27 protein-coding genes, 1 tRNA gene and 1 pseudogene are annotated in these 21,689 nt (G+C 67.3%); 11 read left to right on the forward strand and 18 right to left on the reverse strand.

The genetic code is table 11. The features are described from left to right. Positions 1 to 40: 40 nt before the first annotated feature. The 6 genes from ACTWPB_RS11895 to ACTWPB_RS11920 all read left to right on the forward strand — a co-directional run bounded on the left by ACTWPB_RS11895 (position 41) and on the right by ACTWPB_RS11920 (position 5,439). Positions 41 to 1,153 carry a hypothetical protein gene (locus tag ACTWPB_RS11895; protein WP_446225703.1) on the forward strand — a complete coding sequence of 371 codons (1,113 nt, stop codon included), beginning with the start codon at positions 41 to 43 and terminating at the stop codon, positions 1,151 to 1,153. A gap of 52 nt (positions 1,154 to 1,205) precedes the next feature. Next, positions 1,206 to 1,922 carry a lytic transglycosylase domain-containing protein gene (locus ACTWPB_RS11900; protein ID WP_446225704.1) on the forward strand — a complete coding sequence of 239 codons (717 nt, stop codon included), beginning with the start codon at positions 1,206 to 1,208 and terminating at the stop codon, positions 1,920 to 1,922. Positions 1,923 to 2,035: 113 nt separating this feature from the next. Continuing rightward, entirely contained in the window at positions 2,036 to 3,322 is a 1,287-nt protein-coding gene (gene eno / locus ACTWPB_RS11905; protein WP_446225705.1) for a phosphopyruvate hydratase, read from the forward strand. A 23-nt stretch (positions 3,323 to 3,345) separates the two neighbouring features. Then, positions 3,346 to 3,921, forward strand: coding sequence for an FtsB family cell division protein (locus tag ACTWPB_RS11910; RefSeq protein ID WP_446225706.1), 576 nt, complete (start codon positions 3,346 to 3,348; stop codon positions 3,919 to 3,921). Continuing rightward, on the forward strand, positions 3,918 to 4,433 hold the full coding sequence (locus tag ACTWPB_RS11915) for a DUF501 domain-containing protein (protein ID WP_446225707.1): 516 nt from the start codon (positions 3,918 to 3,920) through the stop codon (positions 4,431 to 4,433). Before ACTWPB_RS11910 ends, ACTWPB_RS11915 begins: the two co-directional genes overlap by 4 nt. A gap of 46 nt (positions 4,434 to 4,479) precedes the next feature. Beyond that, positions 4,480 to 5,439, forward strand: a complete 960-nt coding sequence (locus ACTWPB_RS11920; RefSeq protein ID WP_446225708.1) for a Ppx/GppA phosphatase family protein — start codon at positions 4,480 to 4,482, stop codon at positions 5,437 to 5,439. A gap of 81 nt (positions 5,440 to 5,520) precedes the next feature. Here ACTWPB_RS11920 and ACTWPB_RS11925 read toward each other — a convergent pair whose 3' ends face one another. The 4 genes from ACTWPB_RS11925 to ACTWPB_RS11940 form a co-directional block, all read right to left on the reverse strand. Continuing rightward, positions 5,521 to 5,811: a TfoX/Sxy family DNA transformation protein gene (locus ACTWPB_RS11925; RefSeq protein ID WP_446225709.1), complete on the reverse strand. Its 291-nt coding sequence runs from the start codon at positions 5,809 to 5,811 to the stop codon at positions 5,521 to 5,523. Further along, positions 5,721 to 6,497 carry a hypothetical protein gene (locus tag ACTWPB_RS11930; RefSeq protein WP_446225710.1) on the reverse strand — a complete coding sequence of 259 codons (777 nt, stop codon included), beginning with the start codon at positions 6,495 to 6,497 and terminating at the stop codon, positions 5,721 to 5,723. Before ACTWPB_RS11930 ends, ACTWPB_RS11925 begins: the two co-directional genes overlap by 91 nt. A gap of 365 nt (positions 6,498 to 6,862) precedes the next feature. Further along, entirely contained in the window at positions 6,863 to 7,129 is a 267-nt protein-coding gene (locus ACTWPB_RS11935) for a YdeI/OmpD-associated family protein (protein ID WP_446225711.1), read from the reverse strand. Positions 7,130 to 7,176: 47 nt separating this feature from the next. After that, the gene (locus ACTWPB_RS11940; protein WP_446225712.1) at positions 7,177 to 7,725 is read right to left on the reverse strand and encodes a carboxymuconolactone decarboxylase family protein; all 549 of its coding nucleotides are present in this window, start codon (positions 7,723 to 7,725) and stop codon (positions 7,177 to 7,179) included. Between the two features lie 140 nt (positions 7,726 to 7,865). On the opposite strand from ACTWPB_RS11940, the gene ACTWPB_RS11945 reads away from it, so the two are divergent. The 3 genes from ACTWPB_RS11945 (at position 7,866) to ACTWPB_RS11955 (ending at position 10,426) form a co-directional block, all read left to right on the forward strand. After that, positions 7,866 to 9,107 carry a cytochrome P450 gene (locus tag ACTWPB_RS11945; RefSeq protein ID WP_446225713.1) on the forward strand — a complete coding sequence of 414 codons (1,242 nt, stop codon included), beginning with the start codon at positions 7,866 to 7,868 and terminating at the stop codon, positions 9,105 to 9,107. Next, positions 9,104 to 9,673, forward strand: coding sequence for a TetR/AcrR family transcriptional regulator (locus ACTWPB_RS11950; RefSeq protein WP_446225714.1), 570 nt, complete (start codon positions 9,104 to 9,106; stop codon positions 9,671 to 9,673). The genes ACTWPB_RS11945 and ACTWPB_RS11950 overlap by 4 nt, the downstream gene beginning before the upstream one ends. Positions 9,674 to 9,976: 303 nt before the next feature. After that, on the forward strand, positions 9,977 to 10,426 hold the full coding sequence (locus tag ACTWPB_RS11955; protein ID WP_446225715.1) for a cupin domain-containing protein: 450 nt from the start codon (positions 9,977 to 9,979) through the stop codon (positions 10,424 to 10,426). Positions 10,427 to 10,432: 6 nt separating this feature from the next. Here ACTWPB_RS11955 and ACTWPB_RS11960 read toward each other — a convergent pair whose 3' ends face one another. From ACTWPB_RS11960 to ACTWPB_RS11970, 3 genes and pseudogenes are all read right to left on the reverse strand, one after another. Next, on the reverse strand, positions 10,433 to 11,647 hold the full coding sequence (locus ACTWPB_RS11960) for a hypothetical protein (protein WP_446226312.1): 1,215 nt from the start codon (positions 11,645 to 11,647) through the stop codon (positions 10,433 to 10,435). 225 nt (positions 11,648 to 11,872) lie between these two features. After that, entirely contained in the window at positions 11,873 to 12,241 is a 369-nt protein-coding gene (locus ACTWPB_RS11965) for a hypothetical protein (protein WP_446226573.1), read from the reverse strand. A gap of 497 nt (positions 12,242 to 12,738) precedes the next feature. Then, positions 12,739 to 12,990: pseudogene (locus tag ACTWPB_RS11970) on the reverse strand (hypothetical protein); the annotation flags it as partial. Positions 12,991 to 13,236: 246 nt separating this feature from the next. Between ACTWPB_RS11970 and ACTWPB_RS11975 the strand changes: the two are divergent. Next, entirely contained in the window at positions 13,237 to 13,422 is a 186-nt protein-coding gene (locus tag ACTWPB_RS11975) for a hypothetical protein (protein WP_446225716.1), read from the forward strand. A gap of 35 nt (positions 13,423 to 13,457) precedes the next feature. Here ACTWPB_RS11975 and ACTWPB_RS11980 read toward each other — a convergent pair. The 3 genes from ACTWPB_RS11980 to ACTWPB_RS11990 all read right to left on the reverse strand — a co-directional run bounded on the left by ACTWPB_RS11980 (position 13,458) and on the right by ACTWPB_RS11990 (position 16,699). After that, positions 13,458 to 13,531 (reverse strand) — tRNA-Leu (locus ACTWPB_RS11980). A 95-nt stretch (positions 13,532 to 13,626) separates the two neighbouring features. Next, positions 13,627 to 15,159 carry an APC family permease gene (locus tag ACTWPB_RS11985; RefSeq protein WP_446225717.1) on the reverse strand — a complete coding sequence of 511 codons (1,533 nt, stop codon included), beginning with the start codon at positions 15,157 to 15,159 and terminating at the stop codon, positions 13,627 to 13,629. 52 nt (positions 15,160 to 15,211) lie between these two features. After that, a complete protein-coding gene (locus ACTWPB_RS11990) occupies positions 15,212 to 16,699 on the reverse strand; it encodes a peptide MFS transporter (protein ID WP_446225718.1) in 1,488 nt (495 codons plus the stop codon). A gap of 159 nt (positions 16,700 to 16,858) precedes the next feature. On the opposite strand from ACTWPB_RS11990, the gene ACTWPB_RS11995 reads away from it, so the two are divergent. After that, complete coding sequence (locus ACTWPB_RS11995) at positions 16,859 to 17,305, forward strand: SRPBCC family protein (RefSeq protein WP_446225719.1); 447 nt, start codon at positions 16,859 to 16,861, stop codon at positions 17,303 to 17,305. A 121-nt stretch (positions 17,306 to 17,426) separates the two neighbouring features. Here the strand turns inward: ACTWPB_RS11995 and ACTWPB_RS12000 are convergent, their stop codons facing one another. From ACTWPB_RS12000 to ACTWPB_RS12035, 8 genes are all read right to left on the reverse strand, one after another. Then, a complete protein-coding gene (locus ACTWPB_RS12000) occupies positions 17,427 to 17,639 on the reverse strand; it encodes a hypothetical protein (protein ID WP_446225720.1) in 213 nt (70 codons plus the stop codon). 35 nt (positions 17,640 to 17,674) lie between these two features. After that, complete coding sequence (locus ACTWPB_RS12005; protein ID WP_446225721.1) at positions 17,675 to 17,830, reverse strand: DUF6131 family protein; 156 nt, start codon at positions 17,828 to 17,830, stop codon at positions 17,675 to 17,677. Between the two features lie 161 nt (positions 17,831 to 17,991). Then, positions 17,992 to 18,267, reverse strand: a complete 276-nt coding sequence (locus ACTWPB_RS12010) for a hypothetical protein (RefSeq protein WP_446225722.1) — start codon at positions 18,265 to 18,267, stop codon at positions 17,992 to 17,994. 86 nt (positions 18,268 to 18,353) lie between these two features. Beyond that, a complete protein-coding gene (locus ACTWPB_RS12015; protein ID WP_446225723.1) occupies positions 18,354 to 19,085 on the reverse strand; it encodes a GntR family transcriptional regulator in 732 nt (243 codons plus the stop codon). Positions 19,086 to 19,132: 47 nt separating this feature from the next. Beyond that, on the reverse strand, positions 19,133 to 19,606 hold the full coding sequence (locus tag ACTWPB_RS12020) for a hypothetical protein (protein ID WP_446225724.1): 474 nt from the start codon (positions 19,604 to 19,606) through the stop codon (positions 19,133 to 19,135). A 146-nt stretch (positions 19,607 to 19,752) separates the two neighbouring features. Continuing rightward, a complete protein-coding gene (locus ACTWPB_RS12025; RefSeq protein ID WP_446225725.1) occupies positions 19,753 to 20,292 on the reverse strand; it encodes a hypothetical protein in 540 nt (179 codons plus the stop codon). Positions 20,293 to 20,448: 156 nt separating this feature from the next. Further along, positions 20,449 to 21,051, reverse strand: coding sequence for a DUF305 domain-containing protein (locus ACTWPB_RS12030; RefSeq protein ID WP_446225726.1), 603 nt, complete (start codon positions 21,049 to 21,051; stop codon positions 20,449 to 20,451). A gap of 65 nt (positions 21,052 to 21,116) precedes the next feature. After that, entirely contained in the window at positions 21,117 to 21,680 is a 564-nt protein-coding gene (locus ACTWPB_RS12035) for a hypothetical protein (protein ID WP_446225727.1), read from the reverse strand. Positions 21,681 to 21,689 lie beyond the last annotated feature (9 nt).

A 21,689-nucleotide genomic window follows, 5' to 3' on the forward strand; every position in this document is an offset into this window, starting at 1 on the left:
AATCGGGTTGTCCTCCAAGCGATTTCAGGAGACGTACCCGATGACGTACCCCGCGCCGCCGCAGTCCGGCGAGCCGATCCAGGCGCCCGCCGAGCCGCCGTTCGCGCACACCCCGCCGGTCGATTCCCCGCGCAGGCGGTGGGTGCGGTGGCTCGTGCTCGCCGTCGTTGTCGCCGTGGGAACGGCGGCCGGGGTGGCCGGGTACGTGCTCACCCGCACCGAACCGCCGGCAATGGCGGTGGGGGACTGCGTGTCCGGTGCTGAGATACCGGTGGAGTACGGCTGTGCTGACGAGCGCGCGACCTACCGGATCGTCGCGAGGGAGTCGGCGCAGTGGCCGTTCGGGATCATCTGCATGAAGTACGCCGATGCCACCCGCGCGGTCCTCGACCCGAAGCCGGACGAGTCGAATCCCGCCGCCGCCCTGTGCTTGTCGCCCACCCGCGCCAACACCACCGATCCGGGCGGGTTGCTCGCCGGGGACTGCGTCGACGTGAAGAAGGGCGGCGAGACGATCGTGCGGATGACCTGCGGCACACCGGCCGCCACCCTCGATGTGGTCGGCATCGAAATCCACGCGCGAATCCCGGTCACCGATCAGGCCTGCAAAACCCACGCCGCGACCCGTACCGCCGTTGCCCAGGTTTCGCTCGGTGGCCGCGTGATCGTGGTGTGCGCACGGCCCATCGCGACCTCGACCTCGATGAGTGGCAGCGAAGTCGGTGACTGCGCCGCCGCGACGACGATGACGGTGGCCCCGTGCGACCAACCGGGCGTGCGCCACCGGGTCCTGTCGGTGCGAACCCAGCACGTCGAGCCGGGGTCGCCGCAGTGCCCCGACGACGGCAATGTCAATGCGGTGTTCGTCGACACCGGCGCGACGACCGATCTGCGCGTGGTGGTCTGCCTCGGCCCGGCGAATACCGATCACCTGGGATACGGGCAACCAGGCGATTGCCTGATCGGGTTCGGCGTCGCGGGCAGTGCGCCGCCCGCGCTCGTCGACTGTGCCGATCCGGCCGCCAACGCGACGGTGACCGAAGTTCATCGGGGTCCGGGCGCGGAATGTCCACGGCCGGTGGGCGCCTCGGGAGCCTTCACCATGAAGCCGGGCGCCGCCACAGGTTTGGCGGTCTGCTACGTCCCACTCTGAGAAGTGGCTGTGAGACGTGCATAAATCTCGCTGGATCTGGATGATTGAAAAGATGTCAGTGCAGAAGGTCGGCGTGGCCGCCGCAGTCGCGTTCAGTGCCCTGTTGGCGGGGTGCAGTTCGCTCGCGTCGATCCCCGATGACATGCCGCCGGGGCCGGGAGTCGCGCTGCCCGTGATCGATGTCGACGCACCGGGCCGCGCATCCGGGCAGTTGCGCGCCTGGGCCGACGAGCAGTCCGGCGCGATCGGCATCGAACCGGTCGCGCTGGAGGCCTACGGGTACGCCGCCGCCGTGCTGGCGAAGTCGCGGCCCGAATGCGGGATTGCCTGGACGACCCTCGCCGGCATCGCCAGCGTGGAGAGCGGGCACGGCACCCACCGCGGTGCGGGCGTCGACGCCGACGGGACGGTGCGTCCGTCGATCATCGGCGTCGCCCTCGACGGCACCAACGGCAACGCCGACATCCGCGACACCGACGGCGGCAGCCTCGACGGCGACACCACCTACGACCGCGCCGTCGGCCCGCTGCAGTTCATCCCCGAAACCTGGAAGCGCTGGGGCGTCGACGCCAACGGCGACGGTGTGGCCGACCCGCAGAACATCGACGACGCCGCTCTCACCGCCGCCCGCTACCTCTGCACCCGCGGCGGCGATCTGACCTCGGCCGACGGTTGGCAGCGTGCCCTGTTCGCCTACAACCAGTCGAACAAATACATGCATGTGGTGCGCGATCGCGCCGCGATATACAGCATCGGCCGCCGCGTGTAGTTACCCACGGCCCGGAGTGCCGGTTACTCCACACTCCGCCGAGACGATAGGCTCGGCACGCACGGCCCTTCCCGTGATACCTACCGTGCCTTCCGTCGTAAGGAGCAGTTTTCGTGGCCATTATCGAACAGGTCGGAGCTCGCGAGATTCTGGATTCGCGCGGCAATCCCACCGTCGAGGTCGAGATCGCCCTCGACGACGGCACCCTGACCAGGGCAGACGTACCTTCCGGTGCGTCCACCGGCGAGCACGAGGCCGTCGAGCTGCGTGACGGCGGCGACCGCTACGGCGGCAAGGGTGTGACCAAGGCTGTCGAGGGCGTCCTCGACGAGATCGCGCCCGCCATCATCGGCCTCGACGCCGTGGAGCAGCGCACCGTCGACCAGGTCCTGCTCGACCTGGACGGCACCCCTGACAAGTCCCGCCTCGGCGCGAACGCCCTGCTCGGTGTGTCGCTGGCCGTGGCCCGCGGTGCCGCCGAGTCCTCGGGTCTCGAGCTGTTCCGCTACCTGGGCGGCCCGAACGCCCACGTGCTGCCGGTGCCGATGATGAACATCCTCAACGGTGGCGCGCACGCCGACACCGGCGTGGACGTGCAGGAATTCATGGTGGCCCCGATCGGCGCCCCCACCTTCCGCGAGGCACTGCGCTGGGGCACCGAGGTGTACCACTCGCTCAAGGCCGTGCTGAAGGAGAAGGGCCTGTCCACCGGTCTCGGTGACGAGGGTGGCTTCGCCCCCGACGTCGCGGGCACCGTGGAAGCACTCGACCTGATCAGCGTCGCCATCGAGCGCGCCGGCTACAAGCTCGGCACCGATGTGGCGCTGGCGCTCGACGTGGCCGCCACCGAGTTCTACACCGAGGGTGAGGGTTACAAGTTCGAGGGCAAGGTCCGCACCGCCGCCGAAATGGGCGATTTCTACGCGGACCTGCTCACCCGGTACCCGCTGGTCTCCATCGAGGACCCGCTGTCGGAAGACGACTGGGACGGCTGGGTCGCGCTGACCGACGCCATCGGCGACAAGGTGCAGCTGGTCGGCGACGACCTGTTCGTCACCAACCCTGAGCGCCTCGAAGAGGGCATCGCCAAGGGTGCGGCCAACGCGCTGCTGGTGAAGGTCAACCAGATCGGCACGCTGACCGAGACTCTCGACGCTGTCGAGCTGGCGCACCGCAATGGCTACAAGACCATGATGTCGCACCGTTCGGGCGAGACCGAGGACACCACCATCGCCGACCTCGCGGTCGCCGTGGGCTCGGGCCAGATCAAGACCGGCGCTCCCGCGCGTTCCGAGCGGGTCGCCAAGTACAACCAGCTGCTGCGCATCGAGGACGCCCTCGGTGATTCGGCACGCTACGCGGGTGACGTGGCCTTCCCGCGTTTCACCGGCGAATTCTGAAAGCAGTACAGGGGCGGTAGCGAATGACCGAGCGACGTGCGCGTGGAACCAGTCCGGGTGGACGAGGGGACAAGCGCACGTCGCGGGCCGCGCGCTCCCGCCCGAGTCTCGACACGCCGGGCCGCCCCACCGCGGCCAAACGCCCCACCCGCCGCCGCCCGGACTCCGCCACCTCGCGCAAGCCCAGCGGCAAGCTCGAGCGCAGCGAACACACCATCCTCGGTCTCTCGACCGGCAAAGCGGTGATCCTGGCGGCGGTGCTGTGTGGCCTCGCGCTCACGTTGGCCGTGCCGACGCGCACCTACTTCAGCCAGCGCGCCGAGGCCGTGGCACTGGCCAAGCAGCGGACCGAACTCGAAGCCGACCTGGCCGGCCTGCGCGATCGTCGTGCGCAACAACAGGATCCGGCCTACATCCGTTCCGAAGCGCGCGACCGCCTTCGCCTGGTAATGCCCGGCGAAACCCCCTACATCGTGCAGATTCCCGGCATCGAAGCACCAGCGCCGCCGCCGATGAGCACCCGCACAGCCGCGCCCGACCCCTGGTACACCGACCTGTGGCGCAGCATCTCCGAACCAGCCCCGGAAGGACCACGGTGACGACACCGAATGAGCAGGACCTCGAGATCATCGCGAAGCAGTTGGGCCGCGAGCCTCGCGGAGTGCTCGAAGTCGCCTACCGCACCCCCGACGGCCTGCCCGCCGTGGTGAAGACCGCGCCGCGCCTGCCCGACGGCACCCCGTTCCCCACCCTCTACTACCTGACCGACCCGCGGCTCACCGCCGAGGCGAGCAGGCAGGAATCGGCCGGGGTGATGCGCGAGATGACCGAACGCCTCGCCACCGACCCCGAACTGGCCGCCGCCTACCGTCGCGCGCACGAGAGCTACCTGGCCGAACGCAACGAAATCGAGTCTCTCGGAACCGATTTCACCGGTGGTGGGATGCCCGACCGGGTGAAGTGCCTGCACGTGCTCATCGCGCACTCGCTCGCCAAGGGGCCCGGTCTGAACCCCTTCGGCGACGAGGCCGTCGCGCTGGCCGCCGCTGCCGGATTCCGTGGGACCGCGATCCCTGCCGACTGGCCCGCCGCACCCGGCGAACAGGCATAATCGCGGGCAGTGCCCGTGCACGGGCCGAGACCTCTGGAGGGCACCAATGAGTGAGCGCATCGCCGCAGTTGACTGCGGCACCAACTCGATCCGCTTGCTGATCGCCGAGGTGGGTGCCGACGGCGGGCTCACCGACGTGCACCGGGAGATGCGCATCGTTCGCCTCGGTCAAGGTGTGGACGCCACCGGTCGGCTCGCGCCCGAAGCCATCGAACGCACGCGCCTTGCGCTGGCCGACTATGTCGATGTGATGGTGGCACAGGGTGTTTCGCGCGTCCGCATGGTCGCGACCTCCGCCACCCGTGATGCCGCCAATCGCGACGATTTCTTCTCGATGACCCGCACCGAACTCGGCCGGGCGGTGCCGGGTGCGGTCGCCGAGGTGATCACCGGTGATGAAGAAGCCCGCCTCTCCTTCGCCGGTGCCGTCGGCGAATTGTCCGCCGACGCGGGACCTTTCGTCGTGGTCGATCTCGGTGGTGGTTCGACCGAGCTGGTGGTCGGCGACGAGAACGGCGTCCAGGCAGCCTATTCCGCCGACATCGGCTGCGTCCGCATCACCGAGCGCTGCCTCGCGGGCAACCCGCCGACCGCCGAACAGGTCGCTGCCGCAAGAGAATTCGCCCAGGACAAGCTCGACGAAGCCTTCGTCAAGGTCCCCGTCGACAAGGTCCACACCTGGGTCGGCGTGGCAGGCACGATGACCACGATCACCGCCGTCGCCCTCGACCTCCCCGAATACGACTCCGCCCGAGTGCATCTCACCCGCCTGAGCCTGGCCGAGGTCCACCAGGTCTGCGACCGCCTGATCGGCATGAACCACGACGAACGCGCCGCCCTCGGCCCGATGCACCCCGGCCGCGTCGACGTGATCGGCGGCGGCGCCGTGATCACCGAAGTTCTCGCCGACGAATTGGCCAGCCGCGCCGGAGTTTCCGAACTCATCGTCAGCGAACACGACATCCTCGACGGCATCGCCATGTCGATCGTGAACACCGCGGCCTGACGTCGTACTCGCCGGTCGGCGACGCGGGAGCCTCCGTGTGGCGCGACCCGGTCTCGGCGATGTTCGCCGTGGAGACCGGGTTCAGTGCCTCGCGCCCACGGTGACGCCATGGGATGACCGCACCGGCGCGCGGTAACGTCGACGCCGCCTGGCTGGTGCGGAGGCGGGGGCGGCGCCGAGTTCGGCGATCATCTCGCGGCGGCGCCCGCTGCTGATCCAGCGGCGATGACGGTAGGTGAGCGCACCCTCCAAGGCCCACAGCATTTCCAGGTTCAAGCCCTTCACCCCGGCCGCGCGCAGCCGCCGGTATGCCCGTACGGCGCCGAGTTCGGCGAGATCGTCGAGCGAGTGCACATCAGCGTGGGCGAGCATCTCGCCGGCGGCAGGACCGAGTGCATGCGCATTCCCGGACCAGACCCGAATGCGCAGGTGCGCGTCACCCGAACGCTTTCGGCTTCGTCCCACACCGCGGCCCGCAGCTCACTCGGTGCCGATGGCGCATCAGCACGCGAAAGAACCTGTGCGCGCGCCTGTTCGGCCACACCGACCATCGGCCGGAATTTCCGGAAGATCTGGATCTCCCCGTCGTGCCCGCGATCCCACGCGTCGAGGTAGACGTGGTCGGTGCCGTATCGCGCCGAATCCAGGCGCGCCGCGTCGAGAGCCCACTGGCGGCAGTGGTCGGGCGTCCGCGCGGTGAGCACGAGCAGCCCGCGCCGCCGGGCGACATGGCTCGAACCGCTACGGTATCGGCGTTCGGCGCACCACGCGTCGAAGGCCTGCGGCTCGAGCGTTCGCTCGAGTCCGGACGTCTGCCACCGCACAGTCCCCTCTGAATGCCGCAGCGGCAACTGTGCTTTCAACTGAGCCGCGCCGCGCTCATCGAGCCGAGTGCACCACTGTGGCACCAGCACAATGGGATCGGCCGGATCCGCGTCGAACGGCGTCGGCATCAGGAACTCCCGATCGATCACCAGCACAGTCCCCGGCCGGGCCTGATACGACAGCCCCCACAGCAATCGGCTCAACAACCGAGCCCCGTGATCATCACTCAACACATGCCAAGTCTCATGAAACCGATTCGTACTGAACCGGGCATGCGTCCCCGGCCGCAGTGCGATCACCGTCCGCACACCATCAACCGACCGCACCGCATGCCGGTGCAGCTTCAATCCATCGCTCACAGATCGGGCATTGCCCGGACGTTGTCTCTTCATCCCCCTAAGCAGGCCACAACCCGCCGAGCTCGAGCAACGGATTTAAGCCCGTCCCGCCCGCCGCATCGCCGTCCGAGTGGCCTCGCTCACCAGTCGAACTCGTCCCTTGCCGCATCGATCGCCGATAGCACCTGTTCATGCGATATCGCGGGCCGGTCGGTCAGCTCGGCCAACCACGCCGAGGTCTTTTCACGTGCGGTCAACAGCTAGCTCCCGGTCCGCTCACGGTGTTTGCATCCAGGCCAGCAGCACGGGCGTCGCTGTCCTTCTTCCAGTTCTTCCTGAGTTCGTTGAATGCGTCGCTCGCGGGTCGCCTGCTGTTTGGCGTCCTCGACCCAGCAGATGAACTCGTTGCGGGCCAGCGGGGTGATGTCGCGCCACGCGTCGAGCGCTGCGGAATTGGTGATCAGCGCCGCTCGCAGGTCGGAGGGCAGTTCGTGCACCACACCGCCCGGCACAGGTTGACCGCTCATGGTTCTACGGTAAACGCGCAGGCTTCCCAGGGCGCGCGTACGTGGTGCTATCTGCTGTGCGGTGGTTCCGGCATCGCGCACGCCATCCCATCGGCCATCCCGGTCGGCTGTACCCCCAGGCCCTGGTTGAGGCGGGCACGCTGGTTCTCCCATGCGATGCCAGCGGCCAGCTCGGTCAGCTGCGCCTTCGACAGGTGGGTGAGCAGGGTTTCGCGCAGCTCGTCGATGTCGACCGCCGGGGTTACCGTCATCGCCTCGGCGAACGCGATCACCAGCTTCTCCAGTTCGGTATAGGCGTCGCTGGTCCGGTAGTGGGGCAGATCGGTGAGCTGCTGCTCGGTCAGCCCGGCGGTGTGCGCCAGCGCCGACCCGATGTCGAGACAGAACTGACAGGCCACCAACCCTGCCGTCTTGAGCTCGGCCAGCTCTTTGAGCCGAGGATCGAGCTTGTTGCTGAACAACAACGCCGTCTCATAGGTCACGGTCGCCGCCGCGATCTGCGGCCGTCGCCCGAGCCACCCGACCAGATCCCCACGGTTACGCCGGGCCTGCCCGATCACCTGGGCGTATCCCCTGATTCGCTTGACCACCCGCATCGATAACACCTCTTCGTGCCGACGATTCGTTCACCCACGAACCTACGCCAGGAGCCCATCGATCCCCAGGGTGATCTGCCTCCCTTTCGTGGGTGCGCTCACCGTTAGACAGTTGAGCGCTTTTGTCTTATCTTGGAGGCGTGAGTTCAACGACGTCTCATACGGTCGGCTTCGAGCTTCGCTCCGGAGAAACCTGGCGTGACCCCTGGTCCATGTATTCCGCCCTGCGTGAGCACGACCCTGTTCACCGGGTGATCCCCACCGGGCAGACGGACAACGACTTCTACGTGCTGTCGCGGCACGACGATGTGTGGACCGCGGCGCGCGACCCCGCGACCTTCTCCTCCGCGTCGGGACTGACCGTGGACTACGTCGATCTGGTGGCCGCCGGGTTCGGCGCCGTCAAGCCGTTCGTCTTCATGGACCCGCCGGAGCACACCGATTTCCGGCGCAGGGTGTCACCGGGATTCACACCGCGACAGGTGAATTCGGTCGAGCCCGCAGTGCGCAGGTTCGTCGTCGAACGCATCGAGCGGCTGCGCGCCGCGGGCGGGGGTGACATCGTCAAGGAGCTGTTCAAGCCGCTACCCACCATGGTGGTCGCCCACTATCTCGGTGTGCCGGAACAAGATCACGGCAAGTTCGACGAGTGGACCGAGAACATCGTCGGTGGCGCGGTCGCGAGGGCCGGGCTGGCCGCCGGTGACCAGCATGCCTTCACCGCGGTCGGCGAACTGGTCGGCTACTTCAGCGAACTGATCGCCCGCCGCCGCGTCGAACCGGGCGACGACACCATCTCGCATCTGCTGGCCTCCGGTCTCGGCGCCGACGGCGACAACGCGGGCCTGGTCGCGATTCTCGGCTTCGCGTTCACCATGATCACCGGCGGCAACGACACCACCACCGGCAACCTCGGCGGCGCGGTCCAGCTCCTCACCGCCAACCCGGACCAGCGGCGACTGCTCATCGACGACCCCACGCTCATCCCGGACGCCATCGAGGAGTTCCTGCGGATGACCTCGCCGGTGCAGGGCCTGGCCCGCACCACCACCCGCGACGTCGAGCTGCACGACACCACCATCCCCGAGGGCCGCCGCGTCCTGCTGCTCTACGGCTCGGCCAACCGCGACGAACGCGAGTTCGGCCACACCGCAGCCGAACTCGACATCCGCCGCAACCCCAAGCGCATCCTCACCTTCAGTCACGGGCACCATCACTGCCTCGGCGCGGCCGCCGCCCGGATGCAGGCGCGGGTCGCGCTCGAGGAACTGCTCACCCGCTGTCCCGATTTCACCGTAGACCTCGATGCGGTGCAGTGGGCGCACGGCAACTATGTGCGCTGGCCCATCTCGGTACCGTTCCGTGTGGCGAGCTCGGCATGAGCGGTGACTGGCTGGCCACCGATCGGGCGGATCTGGCGGCCGAACGCATCCTCGACGCGGCCGCCGAACTGTTCGCCGAACACGGGGTCGCCGCGGTCGGCATGGGCGACATCGCCAAGGCGGCCGGCTGTTCAAGAGCCACGCTGTATCGCTACTTCGACAATCGTCAGTCGGTGCGAATCGCGTTCGTACACCGCGAAACTCGCCGCATCGTGGCGAACCTCGACGAGCAGGTCCGCCACCTCGCCGACCCCGGCGAGCGCATCATCGCCGCGATGCTCGGCGCGGTCAACGCGGTCCGCGCCGACCCCCTGCTCATCGCCTGGTTCCGGCCGGGCGATTCCGGCGCAGCGGGCCGTATCAGCCAGGACTCCGACGTCATCGAATCCCTCGCGGCGGCCATGTTCACCGACACCGACCTGAGCGACCCCGAACGCAGCCGTCTCGCCCGCTGGCTCACCCGCGTCATCGTCTCGTTCCTGGCCACCCCTGGTCGAGACGAAACCGACGAGCGCGCCATGCTCCAGGATTTCGTCGCCCCGATCATCACCCGCACCTTCGCCTGACCGGCCGATCGAGCCGTGACCTCCAACCGTCATGGCGTGGATCACACCCGAGCGATGTCACGCCGCGCGGTGCCGACCTGGTACTCGTGGCAGGCGATCCGACCCGTGACATCACCGCCGCGACCTCGGTGGCCGCCGTCTGGCGGCGCGGCGTCCGTGCCACGCCCCGCCGATCGAATTAGAACGTGTTCTATATTTGAGGGAATATTCCGGCGATCCCTCGGGAGTTCACGACATGTATCAGTAGGTCACCCACATCGCCAAGGGCCTGACCGCCGGGTAGTCCGCTCGTATACTTCGAAGATGGGACTCCAACGGAATGCCCTGGTCAGCGCCGTGGTGGTCGCCGCCGCGAGCGTCGCCCTCGCGCCCTCGACATCGGCCACCCCGCCCTCGGGCGTGACTGTCGAACCGCTGACACAGGTCGATGTGAGCGGGTTCAGTCCCTTCGCCTCGCTGCCGAGCAAGTTCACCTTCCGGCGCATCACCATCGCGCCGGGAGGAACGCTCGGGTGGCACTATCACGACGGCAATGTTGTGGCTGTTGTGACCGCGGGCGCGGTGACGCGATACGAGACGGACTGCGTGCCGATCACGTACTCGGCAGGCCAGGGATTGTCCGAGACGGTCGGCCCCGACCACGTGCACGTCGGCCGCAATCTCGGCACCGGGCCTGCCGAGCTGTATGTCGCCTACCTCAATCGCGCGGGTGAACCACTCTTCGTCGACGCGCCCGCGCCGGACTGCCCGTAACCGTTTTCAGGTGCCAAGGCAGGCTCCGGCGCCGCCCGTGGCGAACGTTTCGGTGCTGCAATAGGCGGTCCGCGGGTAGTACGGGCCCATCGTGATGGCCGGGTCGTCGCCGGAGTCCTGGGACGCCTGGATCGAATTCGGATAGAACGCCGCGCTCGGGGTCATGTTCCGCAGGAACAGGACCTTGTCCACGTCGGTGCTGCCCCAGGGAATCACTGTCACGCTCGGATCGAGGTTCGCCGGCAGGTCCGCGGGCGCGGCGACCACATAGGTGTAGTTGCCCGACCCATCGATCGCGGTGTTGAAGTCGGCCGCGCAGGCGACAACGGGGTAGGGCGAGCGCAGGTCGTTCTGGCACATCGACCAATACCGCACCTGCTGGCCTGGATCGGTAGGCGACTGTCCCGCACGGGTATTCGGGAATATCGGCGCCTTGCCACGCACCACCAGCAGGCGTCCGGGCTGATAGCTGATCCGCGTTCCGATGTACTTGTTGTCGCCGTTCGGGAAGAGCCCGGAGGTACTGGCCGGGTTGCTGAACGTCGCCTCCGGTGTGTTGCCGGGGAACGCGCCCGAGGCCGCTCCGGCGATCGCCCGGTCGAAGGCGGCCTTGGCGGCGTCGGCGACGGGACCGGTGTAGGTAGCCGGGTCGAAGGGCTGCGCGCAGGGCTGGGCAGGCACGTCGGCGCCCGCGATCGAGAGCTTCACCTCGGGCAGCGCGACGCCGCCACTGAGCGAAGCCGGGTCGGTCGGAACATAGACACGGACGATGACGAAGCCGATCGGTGTGCTCTGCCCACTCGCGACAGCCTGGATCTCGTTGCGGCTGTGGTCGGCCGGACCGTTGACAAGCGTGGCGTGCCAGCGCCGCTGCGAGTCGGGCAGCGATGCGGCGGCGGCGTCGACGAACGGGTTGGCGCTGCCCGGGTCGGCGACGATCTGGTTGTCGCGCAAGGTGTCCACGGTGTCGAGGTCGGTCCCGTAGGTGTTCAACGAGAAATACCGGGCCGCCGGATAGGTCCCGGACAACTCGATCGAGTCACCCGGCCCCAGCGCGTAGGGCATCAGCCAATAGGTCGAATTCGCATCGGGGAAAGCCACATTCAGCACGGTGCTGTTGGACATGAACCGCCACGCGCACAGCCCCGAATCCGGCGGGTTCGCGGAGGCAGGCGCGGCGAACCCCACCCCCACCGAAATCATGGCCGACACACAACCCATCCGGACTATCAAGGCCACAACCGAATGCATGACGATCCCTTCGCTGCGCTGGAGCTGTCGAAGAATCCGTGCGCCCACGTCATCGCGGCCGCGTCCCGCAGCAACATAGTGCCACTACGGAGAATCGAACCCCGACTTGACGTGGGTCGTGCCTGCTCCTGTTGAGGTTCCGTCGAATGTGGTGCCGCTGTGTGGGCGGCGGTCGGGGTAGGCGGGGCTACTGGCCTACCGGCCTGAATTCATCTCGCGGTCAACATGCCCCAGCATTGACGCAAGCCACCCGGCAGTCCGGTGCTCGGCGGGCATCGCGGCTATGCCCTGCGTGGCTTCTGTAATGGCGTCAGCTTTTCGGCCAAGCAACGCCAACACGATTCCTCGCTGCACACCCCAGAATCCGGCCGTGTACCAGTAGCCGAAACTCGGCAACGCAATCCCGTCTGCCGCCTCGGCTGCCTTGTCGGCCAAGGCCAGCGCCTTACCGGCTTGGCGCGATTCCTTCCGTACCGCAAGCAGTTCCGCGCGCTGATACCGGTCGTACACGCCGAGGATCGGGTGCGCGCCGTCCACGTTGATAGCTGCATCCGTGAGCGCCACCGCCCGCGCGGTGTCGCCTGGTGGCGTGCGGTATATGCCCGGAAGCTGTAGGAGTGTGCGAGCTGGGAACGGTCCCCGGCCACCTCCGCTAGCCGTGCCGCGTCTTCCAGCGCCCGGTTGGACACGTGCGGGCTACCGATGGCGTGCTCCAGCCACCCCCGATAGCGGGCGACCTCCGACGCCATGCACGCCGCTGCACTTCCGCCGATTCGCTCGGCAGCCAGTGCACGCGCTACGCCGTCCATCCCTCGGATCACCGGCGCGACGAGTTCTGCGCCTGCGACATCCTCCAAATGCCTTGTGCGCTCAAGGATTACGGCCACGTCTTCCAGGCTGGAACTGCCTGCGCCGGACGGATCGGTGACCGTGGCCTGTAGCCGCTCCGGGTCAACATTCGCCAGCCCCAACGTCGGGTCGCCCAGTACGGCGCGGTACCCGGCCAGGACTGCTGGGGTTACCGGCTTGCGTCCGGTCTCGACCAGCGACAGGTACCCGGTTGTGAAGCACGTACGTGCGGCCATCGTCCGCAGACCGATACCGGCGATCGTGCGCAGCTCGCGCAACAGGCCCCCGGTGACCGCCCCGCCATCGGTAAACATAGGTAAACCGTATTGGCCGGGCCATTTTCTCGGTAGTCCCCGAGAGTATCTCTTAGCCCCACCGCCGGGCCGATGCCGTGGATTTCCTCGGCACATCGGGCGCAGTGAGCTGCGCGGACGATGGCGAAAGCTCTCCGGCGGTGGGCGCATTCACCCAATGACCCACAGGGGGACTGATGAGCGACGCGATCAAACCTCAGCTTGATGCGCTAACCGAACGGGCCGCGCTGCGGTCGATGGCAATCCGCCGCGCTCCTGAACCGCCGTACGGGTGTACAGCCCGTTCCGTGTGGTCTGCCACGGGTCACTCGACAACGTGGCCGCGTGGCTCACCTCAGCCGAACAGCGCGACGGACAGCCGTCCGTGCTCAGGCTCGCTGGCGAGCGGGCGGACGGGTGATCACGCTCGGGTTCGCCGTCGCGGTGGGGCTGCCGCTGGCGGTGATCGTCGGGGTCGTGCTGTGGCCTGAGCGCATCCCGCCGGACCGCACCGTGTCCGCCATTCAGCAGCGCCTCGAAGCGGAGACCTGCCCGGCCGAACCGCCCACGCGCCGGGGTGGGAACACTGAATTTGTGCGGTGACCAGCGCAGCAGCGCGCCTACCTGCGGTGAAAGAGTGCCCCCACAGGGACTCGAACCCTGACTGTGCGGATTTTAAGTCCGCTGCCTCTGCCAATTGGGCTATAGGGGCGTCCCGGATAGCGTAGCGAATCGTACGGGTGTACCGGAATCCTGTTGGTCGACAAGGTCGGCCCGGCGTGTCGGATCGGACCACGCCGGGACCGATCATGTCATCGAAGGTGCTGGTCCGTCTGCACTCGCGGCCTTTTTGCCGAGGACCGAGTGGCGGCGGCCATAGGCGAAGTAGACGGCGAAGCCGATGGCCATCCAGATCACGAAGCGCAGCCAGGTTTCCACCGAGAGGTTCACCATCAGCCACAGGCAGGCCGCGACGGCCAGGATGGGGATAAGGGGGACCAGGGGGACGCGGAAGCCGCGGGGCAGGTCGGGGCGGGTGCGGCGTAAGACGATGACGCCGACCGAGACCAGGACGAAGGCGAACAGCGTGCCGATGTTCACCATTTCCTCCAGCGTGCCGAAGTCTACGAAACCGGCGAGCACACAACAGATCACGCCGACGATGACGGTCAGCCGCACCGGAGTGCCACGCTTGCCGGTGTGGGCCAGCCTGCGGGGCAGCAGCCCGTCGCGCGCCATCGCGAACAGCACGCGGGTCTGCCCGAGGAACAGCACCATCACCACGGTGGTGAGGCCGGCCAGGGCGCCGATGGAGATGACGTTCTTGGCCCAGTCCACGCCCTGGATCTGGAATGCCGTTGCCAGCGTGGCATTCTCGCCGGCCAGTTCGGTGTAGGGCACCATGCCGGTGAGTACCAGCGTTACCGCCACGTAGAGCACGGTGACGATCAGCAGCGAACCGAGGATGCCGCGCGGCACCGCCTTCTGCGGGTTCTTGGTCTCCTCGGCGGCGGTTGCCACGACGTCGAAACCGATGAACGCGAAGAACACGATGCTGGCCGCGGCGAGCAGGCCGTACCAGCCGAAGTTGGTGTCACCCGCGCCGGTGATGAATTGGAACAGGGTCTGGTGCAGTCCGCTGGCGCTTTCCTCGGCAGGTTGCGACGGTGGGATGTACGGACTGAGGTTGGACGCCTTGAAATAGGTGATGCCGAGGACGAGCACCAGCGCGATGACGGCCAGCTTGATCGCCACCGCGACCGCCGACACCCGCGAGGACACCTTGGTGCCGACGGCGAGCAGCACACCGAGCACGGCGAGCAGTGACACCGCGCCCCAGTCGAAGGTGACCGATCCCCATCGCACAGTGGCGGAATCGAATCCGAATACCGTGCCGAGATATTGCGACCAGCCTTTCGCGACCACCGACGCGGCGAGCGCGAATTCCAAGATCAGGTCCCAGCCGATGATCCACGCCACCAATTCGCCGAAGGTGGCATAGGAATAGGTATAGGCACTACCGGCAACGGGCACGGTCGAAGCGAATTCCGCATAACAGACCGCGGTGAGACCACAGGCGATCGCCGCGAAAACGAATGCCAGCGAGACCGAAGGCCCGGCCACATTACCCGCGGTGCGCGCGGTGAGGGTGAAGATGCCCGCGCCGACGACAACGGCGACACCGAATATCGTGAGATCCCAGGCCGTCAGATCCTTGCGGAGTCTGGAATCGGGATCATCGGTATCGAGAATCGACTGCTCGACGGATTTGGTGCGGAACAACCCGCTCCAGCGCCCGGGCGATCGGCCCACGCCTGGAGCGTCCTGCGGTGTCGGCACGGTATTTCTCCTTCTGCTGCGCAACGTAATCGGGGATTACCCGGAAATCAGGTCAGTGCACGCCTTGCATGCGGCGCGTGATCCAGGGCGCACACCCGACGACGACCAGACCGGCCACGATGGCCGCGCCACCGCTGAACCCGAAGTAGGCGGTCTCGCTCTCGGGGCTGTAGAAGCGGGCCAGCGTGCCCGCCATCGACGTGCCGATGCCGACGGAGAAGAAATACAGGGCCATCATCTGCGAGCGGAACGCGGCGGGCGCGAGATGCGTGGTCACCGCCAGGCCGATCGGCGAGAGCAGCAGTTCCGAGATCGCGAAGCCGCCCAGGATCGCGAAGACCGCCAGCACCGGTACGGTCTTGCCGTCGAAACCGCTGAGCAGCGCGAACAACCAGAACGCGACGCCCATGCCGATGACACCGAGCGCGAACTTGATCGGCGTGCTCGGCGCGCGATTGCCGAGCTTGGTCCACATCAGCGCGAACAGCGGCGAGAGCGCGATGATCCACACCGGCTCGACCGAACCGATCCAGCTCGCCGGCGCCTCCCAGCCGAAGATCCGCCAGTCGACGCGCTCGTCGGAATACACCGCGAGCATGGTGAACATCTGCTGGAACAGCGACCAGAACACCGCGTTGGCGATGAACAGCGGGATGAACGCGACCACCCTCGTCCGCTCGACCTGTGTCACCTTGGCGCTGCGCAGCATCACCGCGAAATACGCGACCGAGGCGACCACGATGACGCCGGTCGTGACGTCGGAGAGATTCTCCAGGGTGATCAGCTCGGTCAGCACGGCCCCCAGCACCACGACCGCCGCGACGGCGACACCGATCAGCACCGGGGTCAGCTCGCGACCGGTGATGGGATTGGGCACCTCGCGTCCATGGGTGCCGAGATTGCGCCGGAAGATCACATACTGGGCAAGGCCGAGCGCCATGCCGATCGCCGCGGCACCGAAGGCGACGTGGAATCCCCACTCGCGCTGCAACAGGCCGGTCAGCAGCGGGCCGCAGAACGCGCCGATATTGATGCCGAGATAGAACAGCGTGAATCCGCCGTCGACCCGCGCGTCCGTGGGCGCGTAGAGGGTGCCGAGCAATGACGACGCGTTCGCCTTCAAGCCGCCACTGCCGAGCGCGACGAGCACCAGACCGACCCCGACGCCGGTCAGCCCTGGCAGCACCGCCAGCGCGAGATGCCCGGCCACCACCACGACACCGCCGTAGAAGACCGTCCGCTCCATCCCCAGCACCCGGTCGGCAATCCAGCCGCCGAGCACGGTCGACAGGTACACCAGGCCGCCGTACGCGCCGACGATGCCGAGCGCGGTGCTCTGGGCGATACCGAGGCCGCCCTCGGTCGTGGAGTAGTAGAGGTAATAGCCCAGGATGGTGAGCATGCCGTAGAAGGAGAAACGCTCCCACAGCTCGACGCCGAACAGATTGGTCAAACCGATGGGGTGACCGAACAGGGTGCGTTCGGCCGCTGTGTCGGCGGGGCCCGGCGGGTCGACGAGCCGTGTTTCTTCCGTGGACATAAGGGAACGATCCCACGCCGAAACGGCGGACAGCAATTTTCCCGCATCATCGTGGGTTCGGCGTGCCGCGCCCGCCGGGCCGTCGCGAACACGTCGGCAAGCGCCGGCACGAATTAAGCTGTGGTGACCGGACTCCCGCGACGGATGAGGAAATCAGACGTGCTGACAGCCCAGGTGACCGTGCCGGTGCGGCCGGAAAGGGCGTTCGCGACCCTGGCCGACGGCTGGCTCTACGCGAGCTGGGTGGTCGGTGCCTCCCACATCGGCAAGGTGGACCCCGACTGGCCCGCGGTCGGCAGTCGCATCCACTACCGATTCGGGCTGTGGCCGGTGCTGATCAGCGATACGACCCAGGTGCGTGCGTTCGACCCGCCGCACCGCCTCGAGTTGGAGGCGCGGCTGTGGTCGGTCGGGTCGGCGTGGATCACCCTCACCCTCGTCGAGGAAGAGCCGGGGCACACCACGATCCGGATGATCGAACGCGCTGCCAGCGGACCCGCGCAGTTCATCCCCGGGGTGGCCCAAGACCTGCTCTTCGCGGCCCGCAATCAGGAATCCCTTGACCGGCTGGCCCTTTTGATCCGTGCGCGTTCGCAGAATGAATGACTCGCCGGGCGCGGGCGGGATGCACAGCACTGACCCGGCCACGCTGTCCGCCAGCGGAAAGCACTGGCCGCGTCAGCCGGATTGACCGCCGTGGCCGAATACTCGGCCACGGCGGCATCGGTCAGCTCGGCTGGGGTAGCGCGCAGTCATCGACCTTGGGATTGACGCCCATATAGTTCAGTGGGCCCGCGATAATCGTCACCGCGATGGTGCCGAGTGTCGCGCAATTCTGATCGCGTTCGGTGTAGTAGCCGCGTTGACCCGCAGCCACGATTCCAATCAGCAACCACACCAGCACGATGATCGAAATGATTCGAGATCCACTGCCTGCCATGACTGGTCCTCTATTTCGACGGAGTCTTCGCATCGTCAGTAGTAGTGCCGTCGGCCACCGATGGCCCGCCCGGTGCTACCGACCAATACCAGCACGACACCGACCACCAAGAGGATAACTCCCACCGTGCTGAGCAGGGGGATGCCGAAAACGAGTCCGGCTATGAGAAGAACTGCGCCGAGAATAATCATAAGAGCTCACCTTGTTCGGTGTCGGGACTATGGAATGCCGGTGGGCATCCACAAAGGCGGCATGCCCGGTTTTCCCGATCTGAAACAGGCTGTGCTGCAAGAGGCAGGCCACCGGGGCCGCCGTGGCCGAATCTGCCGGCCACGGCGGCTCCGGGGGTGAATCAGCGTGCGGAGATCGGCAGCGCGGCCGAGCCCGTCGACGGCGGGCGCGGGGCGCTGGAGCCGAGGTCGGCGTCGAACGAGCCGGTGCCGCTGCCGACGTCGACCGAGCCCATCGAACTACCGGTGGGCGGGCCGAGCTCGACGGAACCGGAGGGGAACAGGTCCCAATCGGCGCCGCCGACCGCGTTGGCGGTGCCGCCGGCACCGAGCAGGGTTCCCGCGGCGAGCACGGCCAGCAGGCCCGCCCTCGCGGCGGTGGATTGACGGATGGACATGGGTGTTACCTCCGAGCGCTTCGCTGTGATAGCACTCAGACGGTAACTGAAATACGTTGATTTCACACTGGATTGGTGTGGTCCGGCTAGGACTGCGGCCGCTGACCCACTTCCATCTGCACGCGATAGCGGTCGGCGCGGTACCAGCTCTGGGTGTGCTCGATCGGCACCTCCGCGCTGAACGACACCCGGTCGAAATGCAGGACGGGAGCGCCCTTTCTGACGCCGAGCAGGGCCGCGACACCGGCCTCGGCCGCCTGCGCGTCGACCGTCTGCACCGCCCGTTCGATCGGCCTGCCGTAGCGATCGGCCGTGGTTTGGTAGATCGAACCGCTGAGGTCGTGCGAGATCAGGCCGGGGACCAGTTCGGGGTTGAACCAGGCGTCGTCGACGCTGACCGGATCCTCGTCGGCCAGCCGCAATCGGCGCACGTGGTAGGCAGGAGCACCCTGGGGCAGGCGCAGTGCGCGGGCGGTGGCCTCGGGCGCGATCGCTTCCTCGGCGACGAGCACCAGGGTGGTCGGCTGGTGGCCGAGCGCGCGCATCTCCTCGGTGAACGAGGCCAGGTGCAGCCGCGATTGCACGGGCCGGTGTGCGACGAAGGTGCCCTTGCCGCGAACCCGGACCAAATACCCCTCGTTCACCAGCTGGCCGACTGCCTCGCGCACGGTGATCCGGCTGACGCCGTAGTCCTGCATCAGATTGCGCTCGCTGGTCAGCAGGTCGCCCGGCTGTAGCTCGCGCGTGCACTTCTGCAGCAGAATCGCGCGTAGCTGTTCATGTTTGGGCACTGCGCTGTCGCGCAGCGGTGCGGGCATCGCCAGTGGCTCCTTTTTCCTGGTCGGCCGACCGGTCCCTACTGGTCCTATCCGGTGGTTTCGAGAATACGCGACCGGCGCCCCGGAGCCCAGAGATCTGTGCCGGGCATCAGCGGATGCCCGGCGTTCGTGGGTCGGTCCCGATGCATCCCAGGATGACGCATCCCGGTGGCGAATCCGCGAACGGGGCCTTCGGCGTCTCGCCGAGGCAGTCGAGGAAGTTGCAGGTAGTCCTCGGAGATCACCTGCTGGGAATTCCAGCGACCCTGATTACCCACGAGCAGAACGAGTTTCGCGAAGTCGTCCGGCGGCAGGATCAAATGCGCGTGGCCGTAGGTGTTTCCGGCCCGGTCGCGGGCCCAGTAGTAGTCGCTGCGGGCAATGCCCAACGGGTCGAACAACTTTCGCTGGGCGAAGGCCTGGAAGTCCTCGCCGACAGCCTGCTGAACCACATAGACCAGCAGGTCGACCGCGCGCTGGCTATAGCGGAACATCGCGCCCTGCGGGCGTTCGATCGGCATCGCGAGTGGGGAGTCCTGCCCCCGAAATCAGGGTCACTGCGGTAATCGTCGCTGCTGCAACGTATTTCAGATAGCCCTGCACGAAACCCTCCGGGTGGTGTGTCCGGAGGGGAATCGTGAACGATCACGTTCTTGTTACGCAGGAATCAGCTGCCGTAGGGCGTGCACACCCCGATCGCGATGTCTTTGGACGTGTTGAAAATGTCGATCACACCGTTGAGCTCGTCGGTGGGCGCCCTGCGTTCGAGGGTGTCGGCGAGGGAGTTGGTCTTCTCGATGTAGTCACGCAGCGGTACCGACAGATCAGGGATCACATCGGCGGTGATTCTGCGGTCGAGGTCCTTGGCGCTGTTGCGCAGGGTGGTGACCGCGTCCGTGGCCTTGGCATCGGCATCGGGCGCCTGATCGTTGGAGGCCTCGATGTAGGCGTTGAACGAGGTGACCGAGGTCTTGTTCGCCGAACGCAGGCCGTCGCACGCCGTGTCGTTGGCCGCCTCGATCTTCGCCGCCCGCGACGACGAAGCCGCCGCCGACGACGCGACCACCTCGGAGGTATACGAGGCGAGCTCGCCCTGATTGACCTCGGCGGTACCCGGTACCTGCTTGGAGCAGGCGCCGATGAAGATCACTCCGGTCGCGGTGGCCGCGAGCGCGGTCCCGAGTCCCAGCCGTTCCAGTACTCGCATTTCTCTCTCCTGCCTCGAGATTGCAGGCACCGGTTGGGCCGGAGCCGAACATATCGACCGTACTGGCTACTTCCGGGTGACGTCAGGTCGCGGTGGCGATTTCGCTGACGAAGGTCAGACGCGGCGCCGGGGTGTCGTGCCCGGCGCCGCACCCGATCAGTTCTGTCCGAGCATGCCGCGCATGGTGGCGATCTCAGCCTCTTGGTCGGCCATGATCTTCGTCGCGAGCTGCCGCGACGCCGGATTCACGCCGCCGCTGCGCTCGGTCTCGGCCATCGCGACGGCGCCCTCGTGGTGGGCGATCATCATCTCCAGCCACTGCCGGTCGAAATCGGCGCCGTTCGCGGCTGCCAGACTGCGCATCTGCGCGTCGGTCATCATGCCGGGCATGTCGTGCCCGCTGTGCCCTTCGGTCGCGCTCGGCGCGGGTTTGCCGAAGCCGGTGAGCAGGTCGGTGATCTGCTGCATCTCCGGCGCCTGCGCCTTCTCGACCTGAGCGGCCAGCGCGATGAGCTGCTGGTTCGTGGTGTGGCTCGGCACCATCTTCGCCATCTCGACGGCCTGCGCGTGGTGTGGGTACATCATCTGCAGGAAGCGGACGTCGGCATCATTGAAGTCGGTGCTGGCGGCAGCGCTGGTCGTGATGGTGGTGGAGTGCTCGGCAGTGTTGGTGTCGGTGGTGCTGTCGTCGCTGCAACCGGCCGCGAGCAAGACGGTGGCGGCTGCGGCGATGAGGACGTGGGTACGGCTGATGGACATGGTGATCCTCCTGGGGATTCGGGTGAGGTGTCGAAACTGGCGAGGCACGAGAAGTGCCGCGCCGGTCAGATCCGCAGAATCGCCAGTTGGGAAAGGGTGAGGACGGTCCATGGTGGTGGGCGCATCCGCCTGCCGCGCCAGATTCGAGGGGTGCGCCGGGCGGCCTCGGCGGTGTCACCGAGGCGATAGAGCAGGACCAGGGTCAGTGCGATGGCGAGTGCGGCAAGGACGAAAACGCAAGCGTGGACGGCGGTGTGCTCATCACAGCCTGCCGCGCCGCACCCCGTGTTCGGGTCGGACGGAGCGGCGATGGGGTGTGTCGAGTCGATGGGTGCTGGTTCGGTGGGGACACCGATGTCCAGCGCGGAATGGTCGGCCGGCGCAGGTGCGAGGACCGCGGCATGGTCGCCGGTCGGCGCCGCGGATACCCGTGGGTCCGAGTGGTCCGACGGTGCCACTTCCGGAGCGGAACCGTGGGCACTGTCGCTCGCATGGGCGGTGCCGAAGACCGCGGAGTGCATGGCGACGATTCCGGCCAGCAGCATCAGCACGGCGAGCGCCCTGGCAATGCCGGGTGCTCGCGCGGGCGGATGCTGGTCCATCACGGCGGCCAGTCTAGCGATCGCCATCGTGATACC

It is taken from the genome of Nocardia sp. IBHARD005 (assembly GCF_052814245.1).